The organism is Halorubrum rutilum (assembly GCF_024494565.1).
The window spans coordinates 37,774-58,406 of record NZ_JANHDN010000003.1; the positions used below are offsets into that span (position 1 = coordinate 37,774).

Consider the following 20,633-nt stretch of genomic DNA (forward strand, 5'->3'; position numbering starts at 1 on the left):
AGGATGTCAAGAACTACATCGCCCTCGAAACGCTCAACTGGATACACAATCGGAAGCGACACGAGACGGCCGTCGAGACATATGAGCGGCTAAATCAGTCTGCTGGGTTTGAACTGCTCCACGCGGCCCAGAAGGATTTCACCACCGCTGTAACTCTCTTCCAGACCGATGAGGGCCTATCTTTCGGCGACGCGACCATTGCTGCATATATGGAGCGAGAAGAGATTGAGTACCTCTATTCGTTTGATGGCGACTTCGACACAATCCAGGGTATCACCCGGCTAGAGACGCCAGACAATCCCTTCCAGTGAAGGATGGTGTCGGATTCAGTCTGATCCCGCATGTCAAGTATTTCCTTGTCTCTCTGTGTTATCACATCGTTTGGGAATACACGGCAGCCATCGCAGACCGACTACAGATTTCGTAATGATGGGTGCCGACGAGTGTAGGTAAATTAACCAACACTGGCAGTGATCTGTTGGTTAAGCAGAGGCCCCCCGCAGCGGCCTCTGTTCACCGCCGAAACGAGAGATTATACCTTCCGCTTTTCTGGATCATACATTCTCTGTTAAGTGTCATCTGAACTGAGTTTCAATGTGGGTGCAGTGTTGCCGGCCGGGATCGCGGGGACATCAACAATGACAGTACTCGGTGTGGCTATCGCCTTCATTCCCAGATTAACAATCACGTGTGTTATTCGGCCCGCCATCTAACGATCAAGGTGGCCTCACTCGTTCTGCATCTACTTGGGCAGTGGCTGGACCCAGTGTCGCGGTCGGCTGGACAGGTGTGTCCGTACCGGCCCGCCCCGCTCGCCGCTGCCGCCCTCCGCGTCGCTCGCGACCGACCATTCCGGGCGGGCTTCCGCTCCGGTAGGTGCGGTTCCTGCCGGGCTAAAGTGCATGTGCCCTCGACGCCAGCGGGAAAGAGCGGGGGGCTGCGCGGCGTGGCTGCTCACCCCCCACGCTTTCTCCGCTGGCCGCTCGCTCCGGGCGGGTCGGCGCGCGGTGCTGGGTGGGGCCACCTCATGCAGGCGCGCTCTCGCTCGCGCCTTCGCGAGCGCCCTACCGGGCGCGAGCGAGAGCGCGCAGATGGTTCTGTCGGTCGTTGTCGTCGGAAAACCGCGATGTTGGAGCATCGCGGAGTCGGCGCGCGAGCGCCTTCGGATCGGTGAGATCCAATGTCTAGTAACAACTCGAGTCGCAAGGTCGTTACGGTGGATGAACAGGCATTCGAACGACCCGAAGACGCCGGCGTCGACGAGGACGGCTTCGAGGTCGTCGACGACAAGCCAGCGTTCCGGGCGACGGTCCAGCAGGAAACGCAGGCGACGGTGGATGCAAACCACCCTGACGCGGGGGTTGACAGACTCTCGCTCGCAGCCGAGGAGCGAGCAATGGCGCGCGAGGCCGAGAAAGCACGCACCCGCGCACGGTGGGATCGTCGACAGACAGCTGACAGAGAAGCCCGGACGCGGCAGGTCGCAGCTGAGGGATGTCGCCAGCGGCGCGAGACGTTCGCCGAGCGGCGTGCCGCCGTGGACCCGTGGGCAGATCCGGCGCGGGCGGATCCTCGCGAGTCGCTCACCCAAGAAAAGCTTGCGCAAGTGAACAAGACCGCCAGACGGATCGCTACCAATCGGACAGGGTGGACGGCTGCGGCGGTGAGCAGGCGGCTCGCCACACAGGTCGCTGACGGACAGGATCTACCGACGGCAACCGTGCGGGTCGCTGAGCAGGTGCGGACGGCGCCCGGGACCGTCATTCCGATCGACGCGGTCGGCGACGTTAATCGCTCTACGGTGAGCATCACCGGCGAGTGGGTCGAAGACTGGGAACCGACAAGTCCGGCCATTAGCCAAGTCGGGTTGCTTGCGGATGACACCGGTCAGATCAAGGTAACCGTCTGGACAAAGTCAGATCAACCACGCATCGACGAGGGCGAGCGTATCCGGATCTTCAATGCCAAGACGAGCTGGTACGAGGGCCGGGTGTCGGTGGCGCTGACGCGGCGCTCACAGCTTGGCTTCCCCGAGCGCGACCGGTGGTGGGAAAGGTAGGCCAACGTCTCCCCTTTTTGCCGGAGGATCGGCATGGTGAAGCATCAATTGTCACGCCGGCGGGCCCGCTGATCGGTGTGGACGCACCAGCCAGCCACACCCCACCACCCCGCCCACCGCTCCGTGCTCGCTCCCTGTGGTCGCTGCGCGCGCAGCCACAACCTCGCTACAGTTGGGAGGCTCAAACGGATATTGTTGGACGAACAAGAACGAATCAAGTGCCGACTCAGGGGTGCGATCGGGGCATCGCGCCGACCGGCTACACCGCAGACAGCGGCTTCACCTCAATTCCGATCCGCGAAGTAGTGATTGGGATACGACTATAACCATCCACTCTGTCGAGGTCGTCGACGATCACACACGTACGACAGGGGAGTTGATACCAACTCTCTGACTATCGGATCGGTACTCAAAACCAGCCGTTCACCGTTTCGGCCGCCTCGACATAGGCTCGGACGTACTCGTGACACGGGTCAGGCGGCGATCGGAACACCCGAAACGCGTCGTGCTGGTCGTCCGGTTCTGGCTCACCGTCGATGACATCGACCACGTACCCGTTCGCCAGGTAGTGTTTCGACTCGACGCCCGGCACGTCCGACGTGTCGTACAGGTGTTCGAACGCCCCGAGCGACTCGACGATCTCGACTTCGATCCCGAGTTCCTCGGCGGCGACCCGGCCAACTGCCTCGCGTCGCGTCTCGCCTTTCAGCACGCGCCCGCCGGGGATGAACCAGTACCCCTTCGCCGGCTCGTTCGTCCGGCATCCGAGCACCACACCGCCGTCGCGCCTGATCACCAGATCGACGGAGACGATCGGCGCGTTGGCGACGATCGTCCGCCAGTCGTCGGCGGGGATCCAGTCGTCGTCCATACGTGACGGAACGCGCGTAGAGCCAAGAGTGTGTTTTCTCGGAGCACCGATCAGCGCCAGAGCGTTCCGAGTCGGTTCTGAACCCACGGGAGGACCGTCGTTTCCAGAACACGCGTGAGGTCTGTCGGATAGGTCCGGTCGACTGCCGCGTCCGTCCGGGCATCGGGAAGGGGATGGAAGTGATCGCGTGCGTTATATGGCTGGTCGTGTCTGTCCCAGCGACACCGACGCCGGTCGCCCGCGAACGCCTCGAGATACGAGACATGGAACTCGCCGTTCGTGTAGGCACGGATTTCGAGGGATATCTCGTCGATGTCAGCCGGGTACCCCTCCGTGTCGAGCCGAACGACCAGCGTCTCGGGTTGGGTGGCCGGAAACAGCGATGTCGCGTCGACGGCGTCTTGACGCCCGAGTAGTCGGCCGATGTATCGGAGCGTCGCCTCGTCGACGGTGCGAGACCCGTCCGTATCGCTCACGGTTACGCCGGTTCCTCTTCGAACGACGAGTCGCCGGCACGCTCCTGTCGAACCGCTTCCAGTCGTTCGATCCGTCTCCGAACCGTTCGCCACTCGCTCAACGCGAGCCAGACATCTTCGACATCGTCGTAGTCGGCGTGATCGAGCGCGTCGACCGCACTCGGGTCATCCACGCCGAACTGCTCTCGGAACGCCCGCTCTTCGGCGGTGAGCTCACCGAGCGTTTCACGCAGGTCGCTCATCGACCGCTCCCCGAGGCGATCGCGGAGACGCCACTCGAAGTACGATTCGTTCCGCACGTACGTGGCCGGTGTGTTGGAGACGAGGTCGACGACGCCGATATCGGCGAGTCGGCTGAGGTGTCGGCGGGCGGTGTCCGGTGCACAGGACGCGCGCTCCGCGATCTCCGGGACGCCAGCGGGATCGTACAGTTGGAGCGCGACGCGGTACACCCGCTCGTCGGCCGGGGCGGCTGTGAGCTCCTCGCTGAACCCCGACGCAAGTTTGAGGTTCGCGGGTGGATCGCCGGCGGTCATGGCTGTATACTCGCGATCAAACGAAATAAATCTGCTGTAGACTATTCAATTAGCGTCGAATACAAATCACGGTCCTCTCTGCGCGTGCTGAACGTGCTCGCTTTCGGATGGAAGCTTCGGGAACGGGAGTCGTCTCTCAGAGATGTCGAGACGCGATTGCGACTGGTCGGCAGTTCCAACAACACGGACCACCACCGACCGACTATGACGCTCGATCCGGACGCGGTTGCAGACGACTTCGCCACGGGCGACACCGCCGAGACGAATCGGATCATCGACGCGATCGACGACCTCGAAACGAGCGAGCGCTACCGGCTGTACGACGACCTGCTTGACGCGTGCCAGCCCGTGTTCGCGGACGCGGAGGACGGCTACGTCCGCCAGTCGGTCGTCCGCGCGCTCCGCGAGGCGTATCCGGGCGTCGAGCGGACCCCCGGCGGCGTCGACGAGCTCAATGTCGAAGACGCGTCCCGGACCGATGTCGCCGCTCAGCGCGGCCGGCACGTGACGTTCCTCCTCGACGCACTCGACGATCCCGACGGCCGCGTCCGAGTCACGGCCGCCGACGCGTTCGACCTGCTCGCCGTCGGGCTCGGCATGGCGGGTCTGGCCGACGAGCGTGATCGGATCGCGGCGGATCTTAAGTCGCTCGCGGCGAACCAGCCCGAAGAGAAACGGAAACACACCGAACAGGCGCGCGAGGCGCTGGAGCAGCTCGGCGTCGCTGGGATGCTCGCCGACGCGCTGTCAGAAGGAAACGACGAGGGGGTGGACGACGCGAGCGTCGACGGCTAACCCCACGGGCCACCTCGGACTGCGTGACCACCACGATAATCGGTATGAAGATTGAGTACGTTGCGGACACAACTAACTCGCATGTCAACGGCGGTGCAAGTGGACGAAGACGCGAAATCCAAACTCGAGGAACTCCAAGCGGAGATCAAATTGAAAACTGGAAAGAAGGTCACACAGCAGGAGATCCTCACACAGTTGATCGAGTCGGCTGTGGAGTCCGAGACGGAGTTTGTCGACTCGTTTCGCGACGGAGCCCGGAGTTTGAGTGAGAAGGAAATCGAAGCGCTCAATCAAGGACGATTCGCGTCCGGTGTGGAGACGGACGAGGAGGATATCGACGACATACTCTACGGGCAGGGATCACGTACGAGAGATTGACGGAGGAACTTCCTTGTCACCCGTGGGTCAGACCGCGTGGAACTCTTCGAGCACCGATTCCGGAACGGGATTGGTGTACGAGAACGGCTCGTCAGTACACAGTGCCTCGAAGTCACGATCGGTCGTCACCAACCGATCGGCGTCGGCTTCGCGTGCGAGCGCGATGTAGAAGCAGTCGTACACGTCGTGGTTTTTCTCCACGCTGATGTCGTACGCGTTGAGAACGGTGTCTGGTGAGACGTCGATTGATTCTGTCGGATGCTGAAGGAGCGACCGAACGGCATTTCGAGCATCGACCGTGGACAGCCCAAGGTCTCCGAGCACCCATTGGACGCGGAGCGGGGGATAGCCGAACAACAGGAGCGTGTCGGTTCCCTCCAGCGCGGGAACGAGATGATCGGCGATGTAGGGATGTCCGGGGTGATCATCGATCAGCTGAATCGCGAGGGCGTTAATATCCGGAAGGATCCGCATTTACTCCTCCCCGAACGTTGCGCGTCCGACGTCGCGGAACGCGTCGTCGCCCCACTCGTCTCGCGAGCGACCCGTCGACACCGTCTGAAGTTCGGGGAGCTGGCGGACGAGCCGAATCGTATTTCCTCCACGGACGACAGTGAACGCCGTTCCGCCCTCGATCCCGAGGTCGTCCCTGAGCGGCTTGGGGATCGTCAGCCGCCCTCGATCGTTTATCTCGGCTTCGCCGTACTCCTCGCCGCCGTTAGTGTCGGCGTCGTCTGGTGTGCTCATCGAATCATCTCGTCGGATCTACGTGATTCGATCAACATAACATGTGATGATTTATTTAATCGGATCGTACCTGTTACACAGACGCTGTCTGATACTTCAAAACGAACGGCAAGCAGAGAGAACCGAAGCGCTAAACCGACATCTCCGAGGAGACGTACGTATGAACGACAAACGCGTCCTCGTCACGGGCGGCGCGGGCTTCATCGGCTCGAACCTCGCGAACCGCCTCGCCGCCGACAACGACGTGATCGCCGTCGACGACACGTACCTCGGCACGCCCGAGAACCTCGACCCCGAGGTCGAGTTCGTCGAGGCCTCCGTGCTCGACAGCGACTACCCCGCCGACGTCGACGTCCTCTTCCACCTCGCCGCGCTCTCCTCGCGGAACATGCACGAGGAGGACCCCCGGCGCGGCTGCCGTGTCAACGTCGAGGGATTCGTCAACGCGGTCGAACGCGCCCGAAAAGAAGGTTGCGAAACGGTCGTCTACGCCTCCACCTCCTCGATCTACGGCAGCCGCACCGAGCCCTCGCCCGTCGACATGGACGTGGAGGCCCACACCGCCTACGAGGCCTCCAAGCTCGCCCGCGAGCGCTATGGGGAGTACTACGCCAACCACCACGAGATGAACGTCGCCGGGCTTCGGTTCTTCTCCGTCTACCAGGGCTTCGGCGGCAACGAGAAGCACAAGGGCGAGTACGCGAACACGGTCGCGCAGTTCGCGGACGCCATCGCGAACGGTGAGGCCCCCGAGCTGTTCGGCGACGGCAGCCAGACCCGCGACTTCACCCACGTCTCGGACGTGGCTCGCGCCTGCGAACTCGCCGCGGATCACGAGCTGACGGGCGTCTACAACGTCGGCACCGAGGAGGCGTACACGTTCAACGAGATGGTCGCGATGATCAACGACGCGCTCGGCACCGATATCGACCCCGAGTATATCGAGTGCCCCTTCGACGGCTACGTCCACGACACGATGGCCGACTACTCGCAGTTCCACGCGGCGACCGGCTGGGAGCCACAGATCAGCTTCGAGGAGGGCGTCGAGCTGGTGTGTGAGCCGTACAAGTAGGTTAGATCCACCCGTTCGGAACGACCTCAACGATCTCAGTTCGGTCGGAATACGCCTCGCCGATCCGTCGGATCGCAGTCAGAACGTCGCCCACGGGCGGCTGGTCGAGCTGGTGGAAGTACAGGCACCCGCATCGCTCTGAGAGTTCAAAGAAGTCATCGTCCGCGGTCAACACGACGTACCCGTTCTCGCGGGCGTACGCCGCGATGTCGGGATCGGTCGCACGCGGATCGAGCGCGTCGCGAACGGTGACTGCTTGAAGATCGGGCACTTCGATACAGGCATCGACATAACGGCGTGCGACGTTCTGGTCGCAAAGTAGCCGCATTACTGCGGTGCGCGACTCAGGTCCTCTAATCGCTCACGCATCTCCGTCTCCTCTTCGGCGATCGCCTCCATCTCGTCGGGATTCGACTCGTAGTACTCGAGGGCGGCATCGATCTCGTCGGCCGTCAGATCGAACTCCTCGGCGACGGCCGCCGTCGACCAATCGTGCCCGCGAACGAGAGATCCTACCTGATACACGCCGACGCGTGTCCCCTCTATCCGCGGTTTCCCGCCGAGCACGTTCGGCGTCGAGACCACGGGGATGGTCACGCTCATATCCGTAGTTTCTCCGGGAAGCGTCATAACGTTTTGGCGGAACTCTCGTTCGGTCTGCACCGTCGCTCTGTCGCTACAGTTCTGCACCGACATCCCCATGCGTCTCCGGATCGGGCACGTGTTGTTCTGTTACGTCTGCTGGCTGGTGCCCTGACCAAGCCCCCCGCCCCGCCGCGCTCGCTGGCGACGTGTGAATGCTCGTCCGCCGGTCCACTGTCGTCGATTTCCTTCAGGATCGCGTGAACTACCCCACCCTACCGCTCGGGCTGACGCCCTCGCGCTTGAGGGTGGGGCTTCCTGTTTCCACGACGCGCTTTGCATCCACAACCGAGGACACAGGGAGCGCAGTCTCCACAGGCGTTGATTCGGAGCGTCCCGCTCCTAACCGCTTCTTCACACCGCGAGAAAGAATGTTCCGCGCCGCGTTCTCGTCTCTGTCCGCCTCGAACCCACACGCCGGGCAGGAGTGTTCGCGCATCCACAACGGTTTCTCGGTCGAAACGCCGCAGGATGCACACTCTTTCGTCGTTCCGCGCGGATTCACAGCAACGAAGTGCGTTCCTTCGCGTTCGCACTTGTATTTGAGCATCCGCAGGAACGTCCTCCACGCCGCACCTGCCCGGTTCCGCGAGTTGCCCGGTAGTTCGACCAACCCCTTCGCGTCCAAATCCTCGACGGCCACGAAGTCGTACTCCCGAGCGTAGTAGTTCGAGAGCTTGTGTAAGAAGTCGCGGCGCTTGTTCTTCAACTCGGCGTGGCGTTCTGCCACGATCCGACGCTGTTTCTCCCAATTGTCCGACCCGTGCTGTTTCCGCGAGAGGTCGCGCTGTGCGCGTTCCAAACGCTCGCGTTCGTCGGACAGGTCGAGGGATTCGACGGCGGTTCCGTCGGTGTCGTGGGCGTACTTGAGAATCCCCACGTCGATACCGACGTAGTTCTCGGGATTCTCCGGCTTCTCCGGCGGGTCGTCGGCTGTCTCGATGCTGAGAATGGCGTACCACTTCCCGGTAGGTTCTTGCTTGACCGTGACGGTCTTAATGTCGGCGTCGTCGGGGAGGTCGCGGTGGAAAGTGAGCGGGATTTCTCCGAGTTTTGAGAGCCACAGTCGCGTCCGACCGCCCGTGTTCTTGAGCTTGAAGCCGGATTGACTGTAGGTGAAGCTGCGGTACTCGCCCGGTGCCTTCCACTTGAGCGTCCCGACGCGGTAGCCGTTCTCTTTGCGCTCTCGTAGTGTCGAGAGGTTGTCGTACAGCCGTTGTACGACCTTCTGTAGTACCTTCGAATGAACGCCTTTCAGGTCGCTCCACCACTTCTTGAGACTCGGCAGGAGCTTCTGCTCGGAGTATGCCGAGGTGTCGTCGGTGCGGTTGAGTCGGTGGAGAAAGTGGTTGTAGACCTGTCTACAGGTATCGACAGTCCACGCTAACTGTTCTTCGAGAGCGTCGGACGGTCGGAGTCGATACCTGTAGTTGTAGTTCACGAGCGTTCTTCGATGAGTTCGTCAAGTTGTCCGCGAACGAACGACGAGAGGTTAAGATGGTTCTCCTCGACCCACTCGGCTTGGTCTTCGCGGATGGTGATGTTCTTCCGCCTCACTATATACGCATTATGCGTATCTATGCGCATAGTTGTTTCGATTGCGTGGGCCTGTGGGCCGAGCGTCGAACGTGTTTGAGAACCGTGCGGCGTTGACGAGACGCTTCGCGTCTCGTCCGCGCACGAGGGCTTTCTCTCGTGAACGCTGTATCCCCTCCCTACTCACTCGCTTCGCTCGTTCGTTGAGGAAGCGCCCTTAGCGCCTCAATTCAGGTAAAACCGCCACTCGTCGCCGTAGTCGTACAGGTAGCAGACGCGGTCGCGCTCGTCGAGATCCAGTCGATCGACCATCTCGTCGACGGTCGTCTCGCCGGCGTCGTACGCCGTCTCGTCGACGCCGAATGCGGTCGGCTCGCCTGACTCGTCGAACTCCCGTGGCGACTGAAATTTGATCTCGCTGTTCCAGTACGCCTCGCCCGCGCCGATGAACCAGAGGTGCCCGCGGTCGAGCCCCATCGCGTCGTTAACCGTCCGTTGAAACTCGGTGAGCGCGCGGTTCCCCCTGACGACAACGTCTCGCCAGAGGCCGGTCGAGTCCGGATCGTGCTTCACGCGGAATCGGTAGGTGGTCACGGTCGGCTCGATAGCTTAGTACGCGGTGATAAAACGACGCGTTCGGAACGCTCAGTGCCCCTCGACCGCGCTGCCGGCCGCGATGAGGAACCCGGTGATCGCGGTGATCAGCGCGACCGTCCCGATCGCGACGGCGCCGATCCGGAACGTGTCGCCCGACAGCCGGTCCGCGATCAGGAACAGGAAGACGGTGGTCACGAAGCCGATGAGGACGAGCGTCCGCCCGAACCGGGCGGCGTCGATGCCGGGTTCGCTAGACACGGTTGAGGAGCTCCTTGAGGACGCCCTGGTACTCATCTTCCGTCGCGGCGTTGCCGAGCGAGTGGATCGACTGGCAGATCCACAGCCCGGCGGTGAAGTTGATGAACGCCGCCATCGAGACGATACCCAGCTGGCCCTCGACGAACAGGCCCGAGACGACCGCCCCGACGAACCCCAGCGCCATGAGGGCGTGCGTGACGAGCGAGCGGGTGCCGAAGTCGGCCAGCTGTAACGACAGACGAGTGCCAACGGCCATACCGATCGGTTGTGGCTCGGGGTGTAAAGAGGTAGCGAGTCGCGGGGTCGTACCGGCGGTCGCCGCGAACGACGCGGACGCGGCCGGTCGGTCACTCGACGTCGGGCGCCGTCTCGTCGCTCCGACCGGGGAGCTCCAGCTCGATCTCGAGCTCCGGCTCGCCGACCCCCTCGAAGTCGATCTCGAGTCCGACCGGCTCCCCGAACGCGAACGGGAGCTCCCACTCGTCGGCGACGATCGTCAGCTCGTCGTCGTCGCGGAGCTGCTCGCCGAGCCCGATCAGGAACTCGCCCGCCTCGCTCGCGTCGAGCCGGTACTCCTGCTCGAAGTCGCGGCCGGTTCGAATGACTGTGCGCTCTGTCTCGTCGGCGGTGGGTTCGGTGTCTGTCATCGCGGTGGTGGTACTCGGCGGTCACGGCGTGTCCGGTCCGCCCGCTCGGGCCCCCTCGATTTGGTGGGCCGCGGGAGACGCTCGAAACGCGGGCGAACCGCGTGACCTTCGGCGGTGGCTACGCGCGTTCGAATCAAAAGGGACGCGGTCCCTCGCGGGCGCTACATGAGAGAGGGGAACGCCCACAACTTCAGTTGTGGGATGAATCCGGTTATATATGACACAATCCATCCTCAATAGCCGACTAAGAGTTGATAAAGCCATAACATCTAATATGAAATGGTATTTATCTGGTGGTATGCCACGGGGGTATAGTCGAGAACGAACGTCGGTTCACGGTCTCCACTATCACTTCGTGTGGTGTCCGAAGTACCGCAAGCCGGTACTAACGGACGAGGTTGTCGACCGTCTCAAACAACTCATCGAAGAGAAGGCCGACGAACTCGACCTCGACATCCTTCGATTGGCAATCCAGCCCGATTACGTACATCTGTTCATCACGGGCAACCCGAAACTCACTCCGAACAAAATCATCCAGCAGATCAAAGGCTACACTTCACGAAACCTCCGTGAGGAGTTCGACTTCGGACTCCCCTCGCTGCGGACACGCTCGTACTTCGTCTCCTCAGCGGCCGAAGTGTCAATTCAAACCATCGAGGAGTATATTGAAGCACAGACTGGACAATAACGATGCGCCGAGAGGTCACTACTACAGTACGGGTCAAGCTCCATTCGCTGACCGAGCGGAAAGCCCGACTCGTCGAACGTGAATACGGTGCGTTTCAAGATGCCGTTCACGGTGACGACGTGAATCTCTACTCCGCCACCAAGCAACAGGCGGGCAAAGTCCGGTCGAATAAGAACCCACGAAACGACACCGAGCAACCAATTGTCCTTCGGAACGACTGCATCACCATCGAACACGATGAGGATACGGTTCTCTCGTCGTGGTGGTTCAAACTCCCTGTCTATAACCCCGAGAAAGAACGCGGGGATAGCATCTGGGTGCCCGTTCACGTCCCAGAGAAAGACACGCACCTCCTCGAAGACAAGTGCATCTGCGACTCGGAGCTTGTCTATCGGGACGATGAATGGTACGTTCACCTCGTCTGCAACCGGTCTGTGGCCGTCGCAGACGAGTATGACGACGTACTTGCCGTCGATATGGGAGCGAAGTGGATAGCCGTTAGCACATTCCTCTCCGACCGCGATACACAGTTCCACGGCGCGGAAGTGCGTCGTGTCCGCGAGCACTACAAACAACTTCGCAAGAGCATCGGGAAGGCGAAGGTCCGCTCAGGGGCACGGGTCATCAAGCGCCTTGGAGACAAGGAATCCCGGACAGTCGAACATGAACTGCATCAAGTAGCGAACGAACTCATTACCCGCGCGCGTGAACGTAACGCAATCATTGTGTTCGGTGATATGACCGGGTTGCACTTCGACATCGACGAGGGACGGTATGTGAACGACAAGATCCACAAGATGCCGTACGCGAAGATGGCGAACATTCTCACGTACAAAGCCCATCTTGACGGGCGTGAGTGCGTTCCAATCAAAGAGTACGATACGTCTGTGACGTGCTGGCGGTGCGGGTCGCAGCACACGAGTCGGGAGGTACAGGGTCGTGTCGAGTGTCACGACTGTGGATTGGACGACAACGCCGACAAGAATGGTGCGACGAATATCGGTAAACGAGCCGTCGGTAAGAACATTCAGAGTCCGCTATCGACGGCAGGGGCTGTTGTGGCTCAGCCCGAAACGCAGGTCGTACTCAAGGGAACCAACGATGAGATGGAACCTGCGAACTCCCCAGACGACGTGGAGCTAACCCTCAGTGAGGGAAATCCACGACGTTAGTCGCGGGAGAAGTCACATGTAGCCGAGGTCGCGCAGCCGCTCCATCAGGTCCTCCTTGTCCTGCGCGCGGCCGGCGCGCTCGGTCGTCCCCTCCAGGTCCTGGAGCCAGGCGGGTTCCTCGGTCGTCTTGTCGGTCGAGACCTCGCTGCCGAGCGAGCGGAACCCGGCGAAGTACTTCGGCGAGATCGGCACGTCGGCCTGCGTGACGCCCTCGGGGAGGTCCTCGGCCGACTCCGGGACGTACCCCTCGTCCGGGAAGGCGTCGACCGTGTCGGGGACGACGTAGTCCCAGAACGCCTCCCACACGTCGGCCTCGGCGAACTGCAGGATGGGCTGGATCCGGTCGTGCGGCGGGAACAGGTCGGGGTCGTGGCGCGGCGAGAAGAACGTCTCGTCCGCGCGGGCCTCCTGCTCGTCCCACCGGACCCCCGAGATCACGCCGTCGATGTCGTGCTCTTCGAGGGCGTCGTTGAGCGCGACCGTCTTCAGCAGGTGGTTCCCGACGTAGGTGTCCAGCAGGAACGGGAACGTCTCCTCCTCGTACTCCAGGATCTCGCGGACGTGATGTTGGTTGTGCTCCGAGAGCGCGTCGACGGGGATGTCGTCGCCCGGCTCCAGCCCGTGTTCCTCAACGTACGCGCCGACGTCGTCGTTGCGGGCGTACACGAGGTCGATCTCCCACTCGTCGGCCCAGCGCTCGACGAAGTCGGTGATCGAGTCGAAGTGCTGGAAGTGGTCGATGAAGACCGCGGTCGGCTTCTCGTAGCCGTACTCCTCGGCCACCTGGTTGATGAAGTACAGCGTCAGCGTGGAGTCCTTCCCGCCGGTCCACATCACCGCGGGGTTGTCGTACTGTTCGAGCCCCTGCCGGGTGACCTCGATCGCCTTCTCGATCTTGTGCTGGATCGACGGGTAGTCCGCTGGGTTCTCGCCCTCGCCGTCGGCGTAGTCGACGTCGACGCTCGCCGGGAAATCATCGCTCATACGGGCGAAGTGTCCATGCGGATCAAAATAGGCCTTCTGAAATCCCCGGCGACCACCAGTCGCCCCATGTTCCGACTGAACGCCGGAACACAAGGGATATGTCGGCGGACGCGAACGCTCAAATAATGGGCCTGTTCGACCGGCTGCGCGGCGGCGACGACGAGCGCGTCGTCTTCCTCGGCATCGACGGCGTACCGTACGACCTCGTCCAAGACCACCCCGACGTCTTCGAGACCCTCACCGACATCGCCAAGACCGGGTCGGCCGGGCGCTTGGAGAGCATCGTCCCGCCCGAGTCGAGCGCGTGCTGGCCGAGCCTCACCACCGGCGTCAACCCCGGCGAGACCGGCGTCTACGGCTTCCAGGACCGCGAGGTCGACTCCTACGAGACGTACGTCCCGATGGGACGCCACGTGAAGGCGACGCGGCTGTGGGACCGCGTCACCGACGCGGGCCGGGACGCGACCGTGCTCAACGTCCCCGTCACGTTCCCGCCGTCGACGCGGATCCAGCGCCAGGTCTCCGGCTTCCTCTCGCCCGGGCTCGACGCGGCCGCGAGCGACGACGCGGTCCGACAGGTGCTCGAAGACCGCGACTACCGGATCGACGTGAACGCGAAGCTCGGCCACGACGACGACAAGCGCGAGTTCGTCGAGAACGCCCATGCTACCCTCGACGCCCGCCGAGACGTGTTCGCCCACTACCTCGACCAGGACGACTGGGACCTCTTCTTCGGCGTCTTCATGAGCACCGACCGCGTCAACCACTTCCTGTTCGGCGACTACGCGACCGACGGCGAGTACGAGGAAGAGTTCCTCGACTTCTACCGCAAACTCGACGGCTACGTCGGGGAGATCCGCGACTCGCTCGACGACGACACCACGCTGATCGTCGCCTCCGACCACGGGTTCACCCGACTGGAGTGGGAGGCCAACTGCAACCAGTTCCTCGCCGACGAGGGGTGGCTCTCCTACGAGGCCGACGACCACGACTCGCTGGCGGACATCGACGACGACACCAGGGCCTACTCGCTCATCCCCGGCCGCTTCTATCTCAACCTGGAGGGCCGAGAGCCCGAGGGCGTCGTCCCCGAGTCGGAGTACGAGGCGGTCCGCGACGAGCTCCGCGCCGACCTCGAATCGCTCACCGGCCCCGACGGGCGACGGGTGTGCAAGCGGATCGTGGACGGGGAAGACGCCTTCGACGGCGCGCACGACGAGATCGCGCCCGACCTCGTCGTCATCCCGGCCGACGGCTTCGACCTGAAGTCCGGCTTCGGCGGGAAGGAGGCCGTCTTCACCGAAGGGCCCCGGAACGGGATGCACAAGTTCGAGAACTCGCTTTTGTACACGACCGACCCCGACGTCGACGTCGCGGGGGCGAACCTCTTCGACGTGGCCCCGACGATCCTCGACCTGATGGACGTCGACGTCGACGCCGACTTCGACGGCGAGAGCCTGCTCGGGGACTGAGGGGAGACCGGCTCTTCAAATCCGTTCGGTCGGCGTCGAACACCGCATACAGAGCACGCCGGTGCCGGCCCAGTTGACGTCGTTCGACCCGCAGTTCGGACAGCGGTGCGTCTCGTTGCCGTACTCCGTCGTCCCTCGCGGCGCCGCGAGGTGGCCGTCCGCGACCGCCGTCTCGACGAGCCCCGCGAACCGCTGCTTCTTGAAGCGAGCGCGGTGCGCGAGGAAGTCGCCCGCCCGCGATGGGTCCGGACCGTGCAGGTCCGCCCACTCGATCGCGATCTCGCCGTTCGCCTGCCCGCGGGCGACCTGCTTGATCGTCGCGGCCGCGGCGCCGAACAGCGGGGTCGTCGCGAGCGCCTGCGGCGAGTCGATCGCGTCGGCGGCGGCCGCGTACCGCTCCGCGGCGTCGTCGTAGGCCGCGTCGGCGCCGTCGAGCCCGCCGACGACCCGGAAGTCGGCGACGAACTCCGCGAGACAGGCGCCCTGTCCGGGCGCGTCGAGGACCCGTTCGAAGTCACGCGTCGCGGCGATCCCCTCGACCGCGCGCTGGGTCGCGCGGGCGTCGACGCCCGCCACGCGGTAGGCGACCGTCGCCGCGCACAGCTGTTGGAGCCCCTGCCCGATCCACCCCTTCTCGTCGGGGGCGAACGGGTCGAGCCCCTCGCGCGGGTCGGCGAGGACCCGTCGTCCGCCCCGCGTGTATCGGTTCCCGGCCGTCTCGTACTCGCGGGCCGCGAGCGCGTCGACCGCCGCGTCGTGGTGGCCGCCGTCCTGCGTGTTCACACCGGTCCTGCGGGCGCCATCGGATTATCGGTGACGGTCATCGAGGCGCGGCGACCGGGTGACTGCCGCGCGGCTTCCGGACTCGCCGCGTCCGGACGTTTCTTCCCGACGCGCCCCCGAGACGCCGCCATGTCCGGGGAGCCGTCGAGGGAGTCCGCCGTCGACCGAGCCGACGCCGACCGGTCTGTCGACGACTCCGAGTCGGGGGCGCACGGTCCCGTCTCGCGGGCGGGGTGGGCGCTCGTCCTCGCGCTGCTCGCGGTGCCGATGGCCGTCATCCCGGCCGCCGGCGACCTCACGGTCGTGAGCCTCTGGGGGTTCCTCAACGCGGCCGCCCCCGGGTCGGGGGCGGCGGTCGGCGGCTACCCGGTCTGGGACTACTTCCTCGACCAGTCGCGGTCGTTCGCGGCCCTCCCGGCGTCGATCCGCGCGTGGCCGCTCGCGATCGGCTTCCACGTCCTGGCGGCGTCTAGCGCGGCGAGCGGCGTCGTGGTCGGACGGGAGGACCGCCGGGTCACCGGCGGACTCCTCGTGCTGGCGGCGACCGCGAGCCTGTGGGTCTCCGTGGGGCTCGCGACGCGGTTCGGGGTCGGGATCACGGCCGGCCCGCTCGCCGTGCTCCCGGTGGGCGCGGTCGCGACGCTCGCGGTGGCCGTCGTCGCGTACGGCGGCGACCTCCGCGCGATCGTCACGCGGTAGGTCTCCGTCACCGGTCCGACCGGCGGCGGCGACGTCGCGACGCCGCGCTCGGGCGCACCGCACGCCTTTATCAACGCAGCCCCGAAACCGGGGGGCATGACGACGCTGACGAACCTCGTCGCCGTCTCCGGGATCGCGGGGGTCGTGACCGGGCTCGGCGCGCTCCCCGTGTTCTTCCGGGCGCGGGTGACGCACCGCGTCTACGACGCCGCGCTCGGTCTCGCCGCGGGACTGATGGTCGCCGCCAGCGTCTTCGGGCTGATCCTCCCCGGCACGGAGGAGGGGACCCTCGCCGCGGTGATGGCGGGCGTGCTCCTCGGTGGGGCCGTACTCCTCGGCGGGAACTACGCGATTCCGCACCTCCACGCGCAGTACCGCGAGTGGCTCCCCGAGGGCGGCGCGACCGGCGACGACGTCGCGGCGATGCCGACGAGCGACGGCGCGCTGGCGATGACCGCGGACGACCCGCCCGGGGCGTCCCCGGTCGCGCCCGGTGCGACCGACCCCGCGTCGGCGCCATCGGAGAACGCGGGAACGGACGCGGCGGCGGACGAGGCCGCCCGCGAGGTGACCCTCCGGAAGGCGCTGCTGATCGGCGGGGCGATCACCCTTCACAACGCGCCGGAGGGGCTGGCGATCGGCGTCGCCTTCGCGTCCGGGTTGGAGGAGGTCGCGCTGCTGCTCGCGGTCGTGATCGGCCTCCAGAACGTCCCCGACGGGTTCGCGTTCGCGGTGCCGATGGCGGACACCGGGATGTCGAACCTGCGGGTGCTCTGGTACACCACCCTCTCCGGGCTCGTCCCGCAGGTCGTCGCCTCAGTGTTCGGCTTCCTGCTCGTCGGGCTCGCGGCCGGCCTCTTCCCGGTCGCCGCCGGCTTCGCCGCGGGCGCGATGCTCGCGGTCGTCTTCCGGGAGCTGATCCCCTCCTCGCACGGGCACGGCCACGCCGACGCCGCGACCGGGGCGTTCATCGTCGGGTTCGTGCTGCTCGTCGCCGTCGACGCCGTCGTCGTGGTCTGAACCCTCGCCGACAGACATTAGCGGGTCGCCGCTTTCGGAGCGCTAACTTCACCTCATCCTGTTTCCGGCCAAATCGGCCGCGGCGGCGGGCGATAATGGCGACGGAGGCGATCCCGGCGTCGGCGTGTACGCTCACGCGGAGGCGTCGAACTTGACATCCTCCCACGGCTGAAACCGTGGGATTCCTCCGGTGGGGATGTTGGCTATGCCGTCCCCACGAAGGCAAGTTTCCCGTCGCCGGTACTTCGGTTTGTGCGCTCCTCGCTGGGACTTGCCCTCTCGGGAGAGTGTAGTATCTCCGACCAGTTATGGTCGTCCCATGTGAGGCGCACGGGCCGTGCCATCGACCCGACATTGTTGCCAGCCTGTCGTTCGAGGAACGTCCGCGACGCGTGGAGGTCAGCGTGACCTTCGTATCCACACGAACACCGGAACACGTCGCCCTCCCGTTCTGTATCATCACGTTCGCCACACTGCGGGCACGCCGCCGTCGTGTATGCTTCTGACCCGACTTCGACCGTGATTCCATACTCTTCAGCGGTCGTGGCGAGACGGGCGATGAACAAGCGATACACCCAGAACTGGTGCGTTTTCTCGTTCAGCTCTGCCGACCAGTGTTCCGACAAGACATCGGTGAGGTCGCCCGCGTATACGGTTGCCACGTCCTCGTCGTACAGCCGTTCCAGCAGGTCGCGGACGAGCGCGTCCTGTGCGTGGTCGCGTCGTCGCGTCCGCGGGACCGCGAAACGCTTTCGACGGTCCGACGCGTGGTTGCGGCCATGTCGACCACGACCGTCACCGCGCCCGACGCCGACGAGACGTGCGCGTACTGCGGCTCGCGCATCTTCGAGCACGACCCGATCTGCGTCCGCGACTGCGAGGCGGACTGCGGCTCGCCCGCCTACTTCTTTGACATCCTCCCCGCGCTGAAGCGCGAGGATTCCCACGGAACCGCACCGCTGAGTTGGGATATTGTGGTTTACGACGTAACCCGTTCTTGAGGTGCAAACCCACCAGTCTCCTTGTCAAACAGGAACGTCGATGGCTGTGCCAACCAGCCGTTACTCCTATCACCGCCATCCGTGGCGGGACTCGGAGATACTTTCTGTCGGATATTCTCGGCCCCGTTCACATCAGCATTCGCTACCGTCTCACAGTCGTCACACACGTACAACCCACGTTCAACACGGTTCGCGTCACGCTTGCGACCACAGCACGAGCACGACTTCGACGTGCCCACCTCAGGGACTTCTTCGACGACAATACTCTCTATCTCCGCCTTGTATTCGAGGAGGTCCGTGAACCGGTCAAACGCCCACGAGTGCAAGTCGAGGTTCCCGTGTTTCCCCCAGTTTTTCGACTCGTCAGAGTCATCCTCTTCGCGGATTCCCGAGGGATCTCCCACTACAATCGTTCCAACGCCTTCCTCAACACACCGTTCAACAATGTGTTTCGAAAGCGTATGGAAATAGTGAGTGCGACGAGCCGACTTCTTGTGGTTCAGCCGGGTAGCCTGCTCGGAGTTCGAGTCATCACACCGGGCAATCCGCTTGCTGAAGTAGTAGTCGTCCTGCTTCAGAGAGTTCAGCGGATACAGCTCGCTGTGGCCGTCTTCATAGGCGAGCGCGGCGAAGTTGTTGATCCCGAGATCAACACCTACCGTCCTCTCACCGGGGGCTTCAGACATCTCTACTTCAACCTTACAGACGAAGTGTAGTTCCCATTCCTCACCCGTCCAAACTGTTCGAACCTGTTGGACGTTCTCGACGGTCGAAAGATCAACGTCGGGGCGAGTCTGGAACTCACAGAGGATGAAGTCCGACCAATACTCCTTGAGATTCGACCCCTTTGAGAGTCGAACGCGGTTGTACTGAGTGTCGAGTTTGAAGCCAGCGGCTTTGAACGTCACCGTCGAGCGCGGGTGCTCGTCACCGTGTTTGCGGTAGCCGGGCGGGTTCGCTCTCGTATCTCCGTTGCGTCGTTTACCGTACCAACCGTTGAACGCTTCAGCGAGTTCTTGAAGGACTCGCTGACTTGACTGCGAGTGCAGGTCATCATAGCGTTCGTGCGTTTTGAGGTACGTGGTGAGCTCGTTGTGGTTCGGGATATGATCGATTTCAGCCCAGATCCGACTGCACGTCCACCGTCCGACGTTCCAGAGCTTCGAGGCAGCGAACCCGAGCGAATCAAGGTCGTCTTGCACCCGAGACTGGTTCTGTATGGACGCAGTGTGGGTGCGGGTGACGACCTGTTTCGCCATACATAACCTATGTAGACAAGCTAATTTGAGGATTTGGATTGGAGTAGCGTGGAATATCCAGCCGTGCCATCGAACGGTGGACTGTGAAGAGTAGTGTCGGATTCATCCCCGCGCTAAACAGTAGTTGCCGAACCTGACTGAGACTCTTCACGCTGGGCTGTGTTGGTCAATAGATGGTCCAGACAGCTGAGGCGAAACAGGTCTGCCGTGCTGCGTCAACGGTGCTGTTCCCAGAGCTCGAATTCGGCGTGAAACCGTGTGGAAAGTACACGAGAGAGGATTTCCAAGAAATCCTCTCTCGGATTGCTTTTGATCAGGAGTTCGCAAATACGGGTGGGAAAACGCTCCAGCTTGATCGTGACGAGCACGTCGATATCACCGCTACGGCTCGAAATTCACTCGCTAAATCGCTGCTGTATCACTTGCGCAATCTCTCAGCAGACGCCATCATCGACCAGTTCGATGGCGTCCGGGATCGACTGTTCGAAGTCCTCCGGTCTCAGCGCCGACTTCCCGCGTTCGTCGATGTTGCCATCGATCTCCACGAGTGGCGCTTCTACGGGTCTGACGACACTGACCACGTCCTAACCACGTATCCAGATCTCGGAACGAACAAAGCATTCTGCTTCGCAACACTGTGTATCGTCGCTCCTCGCACGCGATTTACGCTTGCGGTAGTCCCGATAGACGCGAACGGCTTTCGCGCTTGGCGCGAAAGCCGTTCGTTCCTTGCTCGAAACAGCCAAACAGTACGTCTCCATTCGACACGTCTACCTCGACCGTGGATTCTACCAAGTCCACGTCGTCGCAGAGTTAGAACAGCATCGAGTTTATTCTGCGTGCGCGTCCGAGTAGTGGAATGAAAGACCGTCTCAGCGCCGGCGCTGAGACGGTTGCTGACGAGTATGCTCTGTTGAATCCACAGGAGGCGGTGGGATCGG

General features: G+C 63.2%; 27 protein-coding genes and 1 pseudogene. 11 read left to right on the plus strand and 17 right to left on the minus strand.

All coding sequences use genetic code 11. The features are described from left to right. The first annotated feature begins 17 nt into the window (after nucleotides 1-17). Nucleotides 18-311, plus strand: a complete 294-nt coding sequence (locus NO900_RS06750) for a type II toxin-antitoxin system VapC family toxin (RefSeq protein WP_256408901.1) — start codon at nucleotides 18-20, stop codon at nucleotides 309-311. An 869-nt stretch (nucleotides 312-1,180) separates the two neighbouring features. After that, nucleotides 1,181-2,059, plus strand: a complete 879-nt coding sequence (locus NO900_RS06755) for a DNA-binding protein (protein WP_256408457.1) — start codon at nucleotides 1,181-1,183, stop codon at nucleotides 2,057-2,059. Between the two features lie 409 nt (nucleotides 2,060-2,468). Here NO900_RS06755 and NO900_RS06760 read toward each other — a convergent pair whose 3' ends face one another. The 3 genes from NO900_RS06760 to NO900_RS06770 are packed head-to-tail and all read right to left on the minus strand — an operon-like array spanning nucleotide 2,469 to nucleotide 3,942. Then, the gene (locus tag NO900_RS06760; protein WP_256408458.1) at nucleotides 2,469-2,930 is read right to left on the minus strand and encodes a GDP-mannose mannosyl hydrolase; all 462 of its coding nucleotides are present in this window, start codon (nucleotides 2,928-2,930) and stop codon (nucleotides 2,469-2,471) included. A 50-nt stretch (nucleotides 2,931-2,980) separates the two neighbouring features. Further along, a complete protein-coding gene (locus tag NO900_RS06765; RefSeq protein WP_256408459.1) occupies nucleotides 2,981-3,406 on the minus strand; it encodes a toxin-antitoxin system TumE family protein in 426 nt (141 codons plus the stop codon). A 2-nt stretch (nucleotides 3,407-3,408) separates the two neighbouring features. Then, a complete protein-coding gene (locus NO900_RS06770; protein ID WP_256408460.1) occupies nucleotides 3,409-3,942 on the minus strand; it encodes a DUF7342 family protein in 534 nt (177 codons plus the stop codon). Between the two features lie 204 nt (nucleotides 3,943-4,146). Here NO900_RS06770 and NO900_RS06775 point away from each other — a divergent pair, with 204 nt between their 5' ends. Further along, nucleotides 4,147-4,737: a hypothetical protein gene (locus tag NO900_RS06775; RefSeq protein WP_256408461.1), complete on the plus strand. Its 591-nt coding sequence runs from the start codon at nucleotides 4,147-4,149 to the stop codon at nucleotides 4,735-4,737. 81 nt (nucleotides 4,738-4,818) lie between these two features. After that, nucleotides 4,819-5,115, plus strand: coding sequence for a hypothetical protein (locus NO900_RS06780; protein WP_256408462.1), 297 nt, complete (start codon nucleotides 4,819-4,821; stop codon nucleotides 5,113-5,115). A gap of 27 nt (nucleotides 5,116-5,142) precedes the next feature. Here NO900_RS06780 and NO900_RS06785 read toward each other — a convergent pair whose 3' ends face one another. Continuing rightward, on the minus strand, nucleotides 5,143-5,589 hold the full coding sequence (locus NO900_RS06785) for a type II toxin-antitoxin system VapC family toxin (RefSeq protein ID WP_256408463.1): 447 nt from the start codon (nucleotides 5,587-5,589) through the stop codon (nucleotides 5,143-5,145). Beyond that, on the minus strand, nucleotides 5,590-5,862 hold the full coding sequence (locus NO900_RS06790) for an AbrB/MazE/SpoVT family DNA-binding domain-containing protein (RefSeq protein WP_256408464.1): 273 nt from the start codon (nucleotides 5,860-5,862) through the stop codon (nucleotides 5,590-5,592). Nucleotides 5,863-6,022: 160 nt separating this feature from the next. On the opposite strand from NO900_RS06790, the gene NO900_RS06795 reads away from it, so the two are divergent. Next, on the plus strand, nucleotides 6,023-6,934 hold the full coding sequence (locus tag NO900_RS06795) for an NAD-dependent epimerase/dehydratase family protein (protein WP_256408465.1): 912 nt from the start codon (nucleotides 6,023-6,025) through the stop codon (nucleotides 6,932-6,934). Between the two features lies 1 nt (nucleotide 6,935). Here NO900_RS06795 and NO900_RS06800 read toward each other — a convergent pair whose 3' ends face one another. From NO900_RS06800 to NO900_RS06830, 7 genes are all read right to left on the minus strand, one after another. Next, the gene (locus NO900_RS06800; protein WP_256408466.1) at nucleotides 6,936-7,262 is read right to left on the minus strand and encodes a DUF5615 family PIN-like protein; all 327 of its coding nucleotides are present in this window, start codon (nucleotides 7,260-7,262) and stop codon (nucleotides 6,936-6,938) included. After that, nucleotides 7,262-7,537, minus strand: a complete 276-nt coding sequence (locus NO900_RS06805; RefSeq protein WP_256408467.1) for a DUF433 domain-containing protein — start codon at nucleotides 7,535-7,537, stop codon at nucleotides 7,262-7,264. Before NO900_RS06805 ends, NO900_RS06800 begins: the two co-directional genes overlap by 1 nt. A gap of 244 nt (nucleotides 7,538-7,781) precedes the next feature. Beyond that, nucleotides 7,782-9,017, minus strand: coding sequence for an RNA-guided endonuclease InsQ/TnpB family protein (locus tag NO900_RS06810; protein ID WP_256408468.1), 1,236 nt, complete (start codon nucleotides 9,015-9,017; stop codon nucleotides 7,782-7,784). 320 nt (nucleotides 9,018-9,337) lie between these two features. Next, nucleotides 9,338-9,706, minus strand: coding sequence for a plasmid pRiA4b ORF-3 family protein (locus tag NO900_RS06815; RefSeq protein ID WP_256408469.1), 369 nt, complete (start codon nucleotides 9,704-9,706; stop codon nucleotides 9,338-9,340). Nucleotides 9,707-9,757: 51 nt separating this feature from the next. Next, nucleotides 9,758-9,967, minus strand: coding sequence for a hypothetical protein (locus NO900_RS06820; protein WP_256408470.1), 210 nt, complete (start codon nucleotides 9,965-9,967; stop codon nucleotides 9,758-9,760). Beyond that, nucleotides 9,960-10,223 (minus strand): hypothetical protein, encoded by a 264-nt coding sequence (locus NO900_RS06825; protein WP_256408471.1) that lies wholly within the window; start codon nucleotides 10,221-10,223, stop codon nucleotides 9,960-9,962. The genes NO900_RS06820 and NO900_RS06825 overlap by 8 nt, the downstream gene beginning before the upstream one ends. 91 nt (nucleotides 10,224-10,314) lie before the next feature. After that, nucleotides 10,315-10,614 carry an amphi-Trp domain-containing protein gene (locus NO900_RS06830; RefSeq protein ID WP_256408472.1) on the minus strand — a complete coding sequence of 100 codons (300 nt, stop codon included), beginning with the start codon at nucleotides 10,612-10,614 and terminating at the stop codon, nucleotides 10,315-10,317. Nucleotides 10,615-10,912: 298 nt separating this feature from the next. Between NO900_RS06830 and tnpA the strand changes: the two genes are divergently transcribed. Together tnpA and NO900_RS06840 are read left to right on the plus strand one after the other, a co-directional pair. Then, on the plus strand, nucleotides 10,913-11,302 hold the full coding sequence (tnpA, locus tag NO900_RS06835; protein WP_256408473.1) for an IS200/IS605 family transposase: 390 nt from the start codon (nucleotides 10,913-10,915) through the stop codon (nucleotides 11,300-11,302). A 2-nt stretch (nucleotides 11,303-11,304) separates the two neighbouring features. Then, complete coding sequence (locus NO900_RS06840; protein WP_256408474.1) at nucleotides 11,305-12,474, plus strand: transposase; 1,170 nt, start codon at nucleotides 11,305-11,307, stop codon at nucleotides 12,472-12,474. 12 nt (nucleotides 12,475-12,486) lie between these two features. Here NO900_RS06840 and NO900_RS06845 read toward each other — a convergent pair whose 3' ends face one another. After that, a complete protein-coding gene (locus NO900_RS06845) occupies nucleotides 12,487-13,458 on the minus strand; it encodes a phosphoadenosine phosphosulfate reductase family protein (protein ID WP_256408475.1) in 972 nt (323 codons plus the stop codon). Nucleotides 13,459-13,583: 125 nt separating this feature from the next. Between NO900_RS06845 and NO900_RS06850 the strand changes: the two genes are divergently transcribed. Next, complete coding sequence (locus NO900_RS06850; protein WP_256408476.1) at nucleotides 13,584-14,930, plus strand: alkaline phosphatase family protein; 1,347 nt, start codon at nucleotides 13,584-13,586, stop codon at nucleotides 14,928-14,930. 15 nt (nucleotides 14,931-14,945) lie between these two features. Here NO900_RS06850 and NO900_RS06855 read toward each other — a convergent pair whose 3' ends face one another. Then, nucleotides 14,946-15,713, minus strand: a complete 768-nt coding sequence (locus NO900_RS06855; protein WP_256408477.1) for a hypothetical protein — start codon at nucleotides 15,711-15,713, stop codon at nucleotides 14,946-14,948. A 129-nt stretch (nucleotides 15,714-15,842) separates the two neighbouring features. Here NO900_RS06855 and NO900_RS06860 point away from each other — a divergent pair, with 129 nt between their 5' ends. After that, nucleotides 15,843-16,412, plus strand: coding sequence for a TIGR04206 family protein (locus tag NO900_RS06860; RefSeq protein WP_256408478.1), 570 nt, complete (start codon nucleotides 15,843-15,845; stop codon nucleotides 16,410-16,412). A 96-nt stretch (nucleotides 16,413-16,508) separates the two neighbouring features. Beyond that, a complete protein-coding gene (locus NO900_RS06865; protein WP_256408479.1) occupies nucleotides 16,509-17,432 on the plus strand; it encodes a ZIP family metal transporter in 924 nt (307 codons plus the stop codon). A gap of 203 nt (nucleotides 17,433-17,635) precedes the next feature. Here the strand turns inward: NO900_RS06865 and NO900_RS06870 are convergent. Beyond that, a pseudogene (locus tag NO900_RS06870) lies at nucleotides 17,636-18,217 on the minus strand (zinc ribbon domain-containing protein); the annotation flags it as partial. On the opposite strand from NO900_RS06870, the gene NO900_RS06875 reads away from it, so the two are divergent. Further along, complete coding sequence (locus NO900_RS06875; protein WP_256408480.1) at nucleotides 18,212-18,433, plus strand: hypothetical protein; 222 nt, start codon at nucleotides 18,212-18,214, stop codon at nucleotides 18,431-18,433. The pseudogene NO900_RS06870 and the gene NO900_RS06875 sit on opposite strands and share 6 nt — an antisense overlap. Here NO900_RS06875 and NO900_RS06880 read toward each other — a convergent pair. Continuing rightward, complete coding sequence (locus tag NO900_RS06880; RefSeq protein ID WP_256408481.1) at nucleotides 18,412-19,692, minus strand: RNA-guided endonuclease InsQ/TnpB family protein; 1,281 nt, start codon at nucleotides 19,690-19,692, stop codon at nucleotides 18,412-18,414. The two genes, NO900_RS06875 and NO900_RS06880, sit on opposite strands and share 22 nt — an antisense overlap. A gap of 434 nt (nucleotides 19,693-20,126) precedes the next feature. Continuing rightward, the gene (locus NO900_RS06885) at nucleotides 20,127-20,273 is read right to left on the minus strand and encodes a hypothetical protein (RefSeq protein WP_256408482.1); all 147 of its coding nucleotides are present in this window, start codon (nucleotides 20,271-20,273) and stop codon (nucleotides 20,127-20,129) included. Between the last annotated feature and the right edge of the window lie 360 nt (nucleotides 20,274-20,633).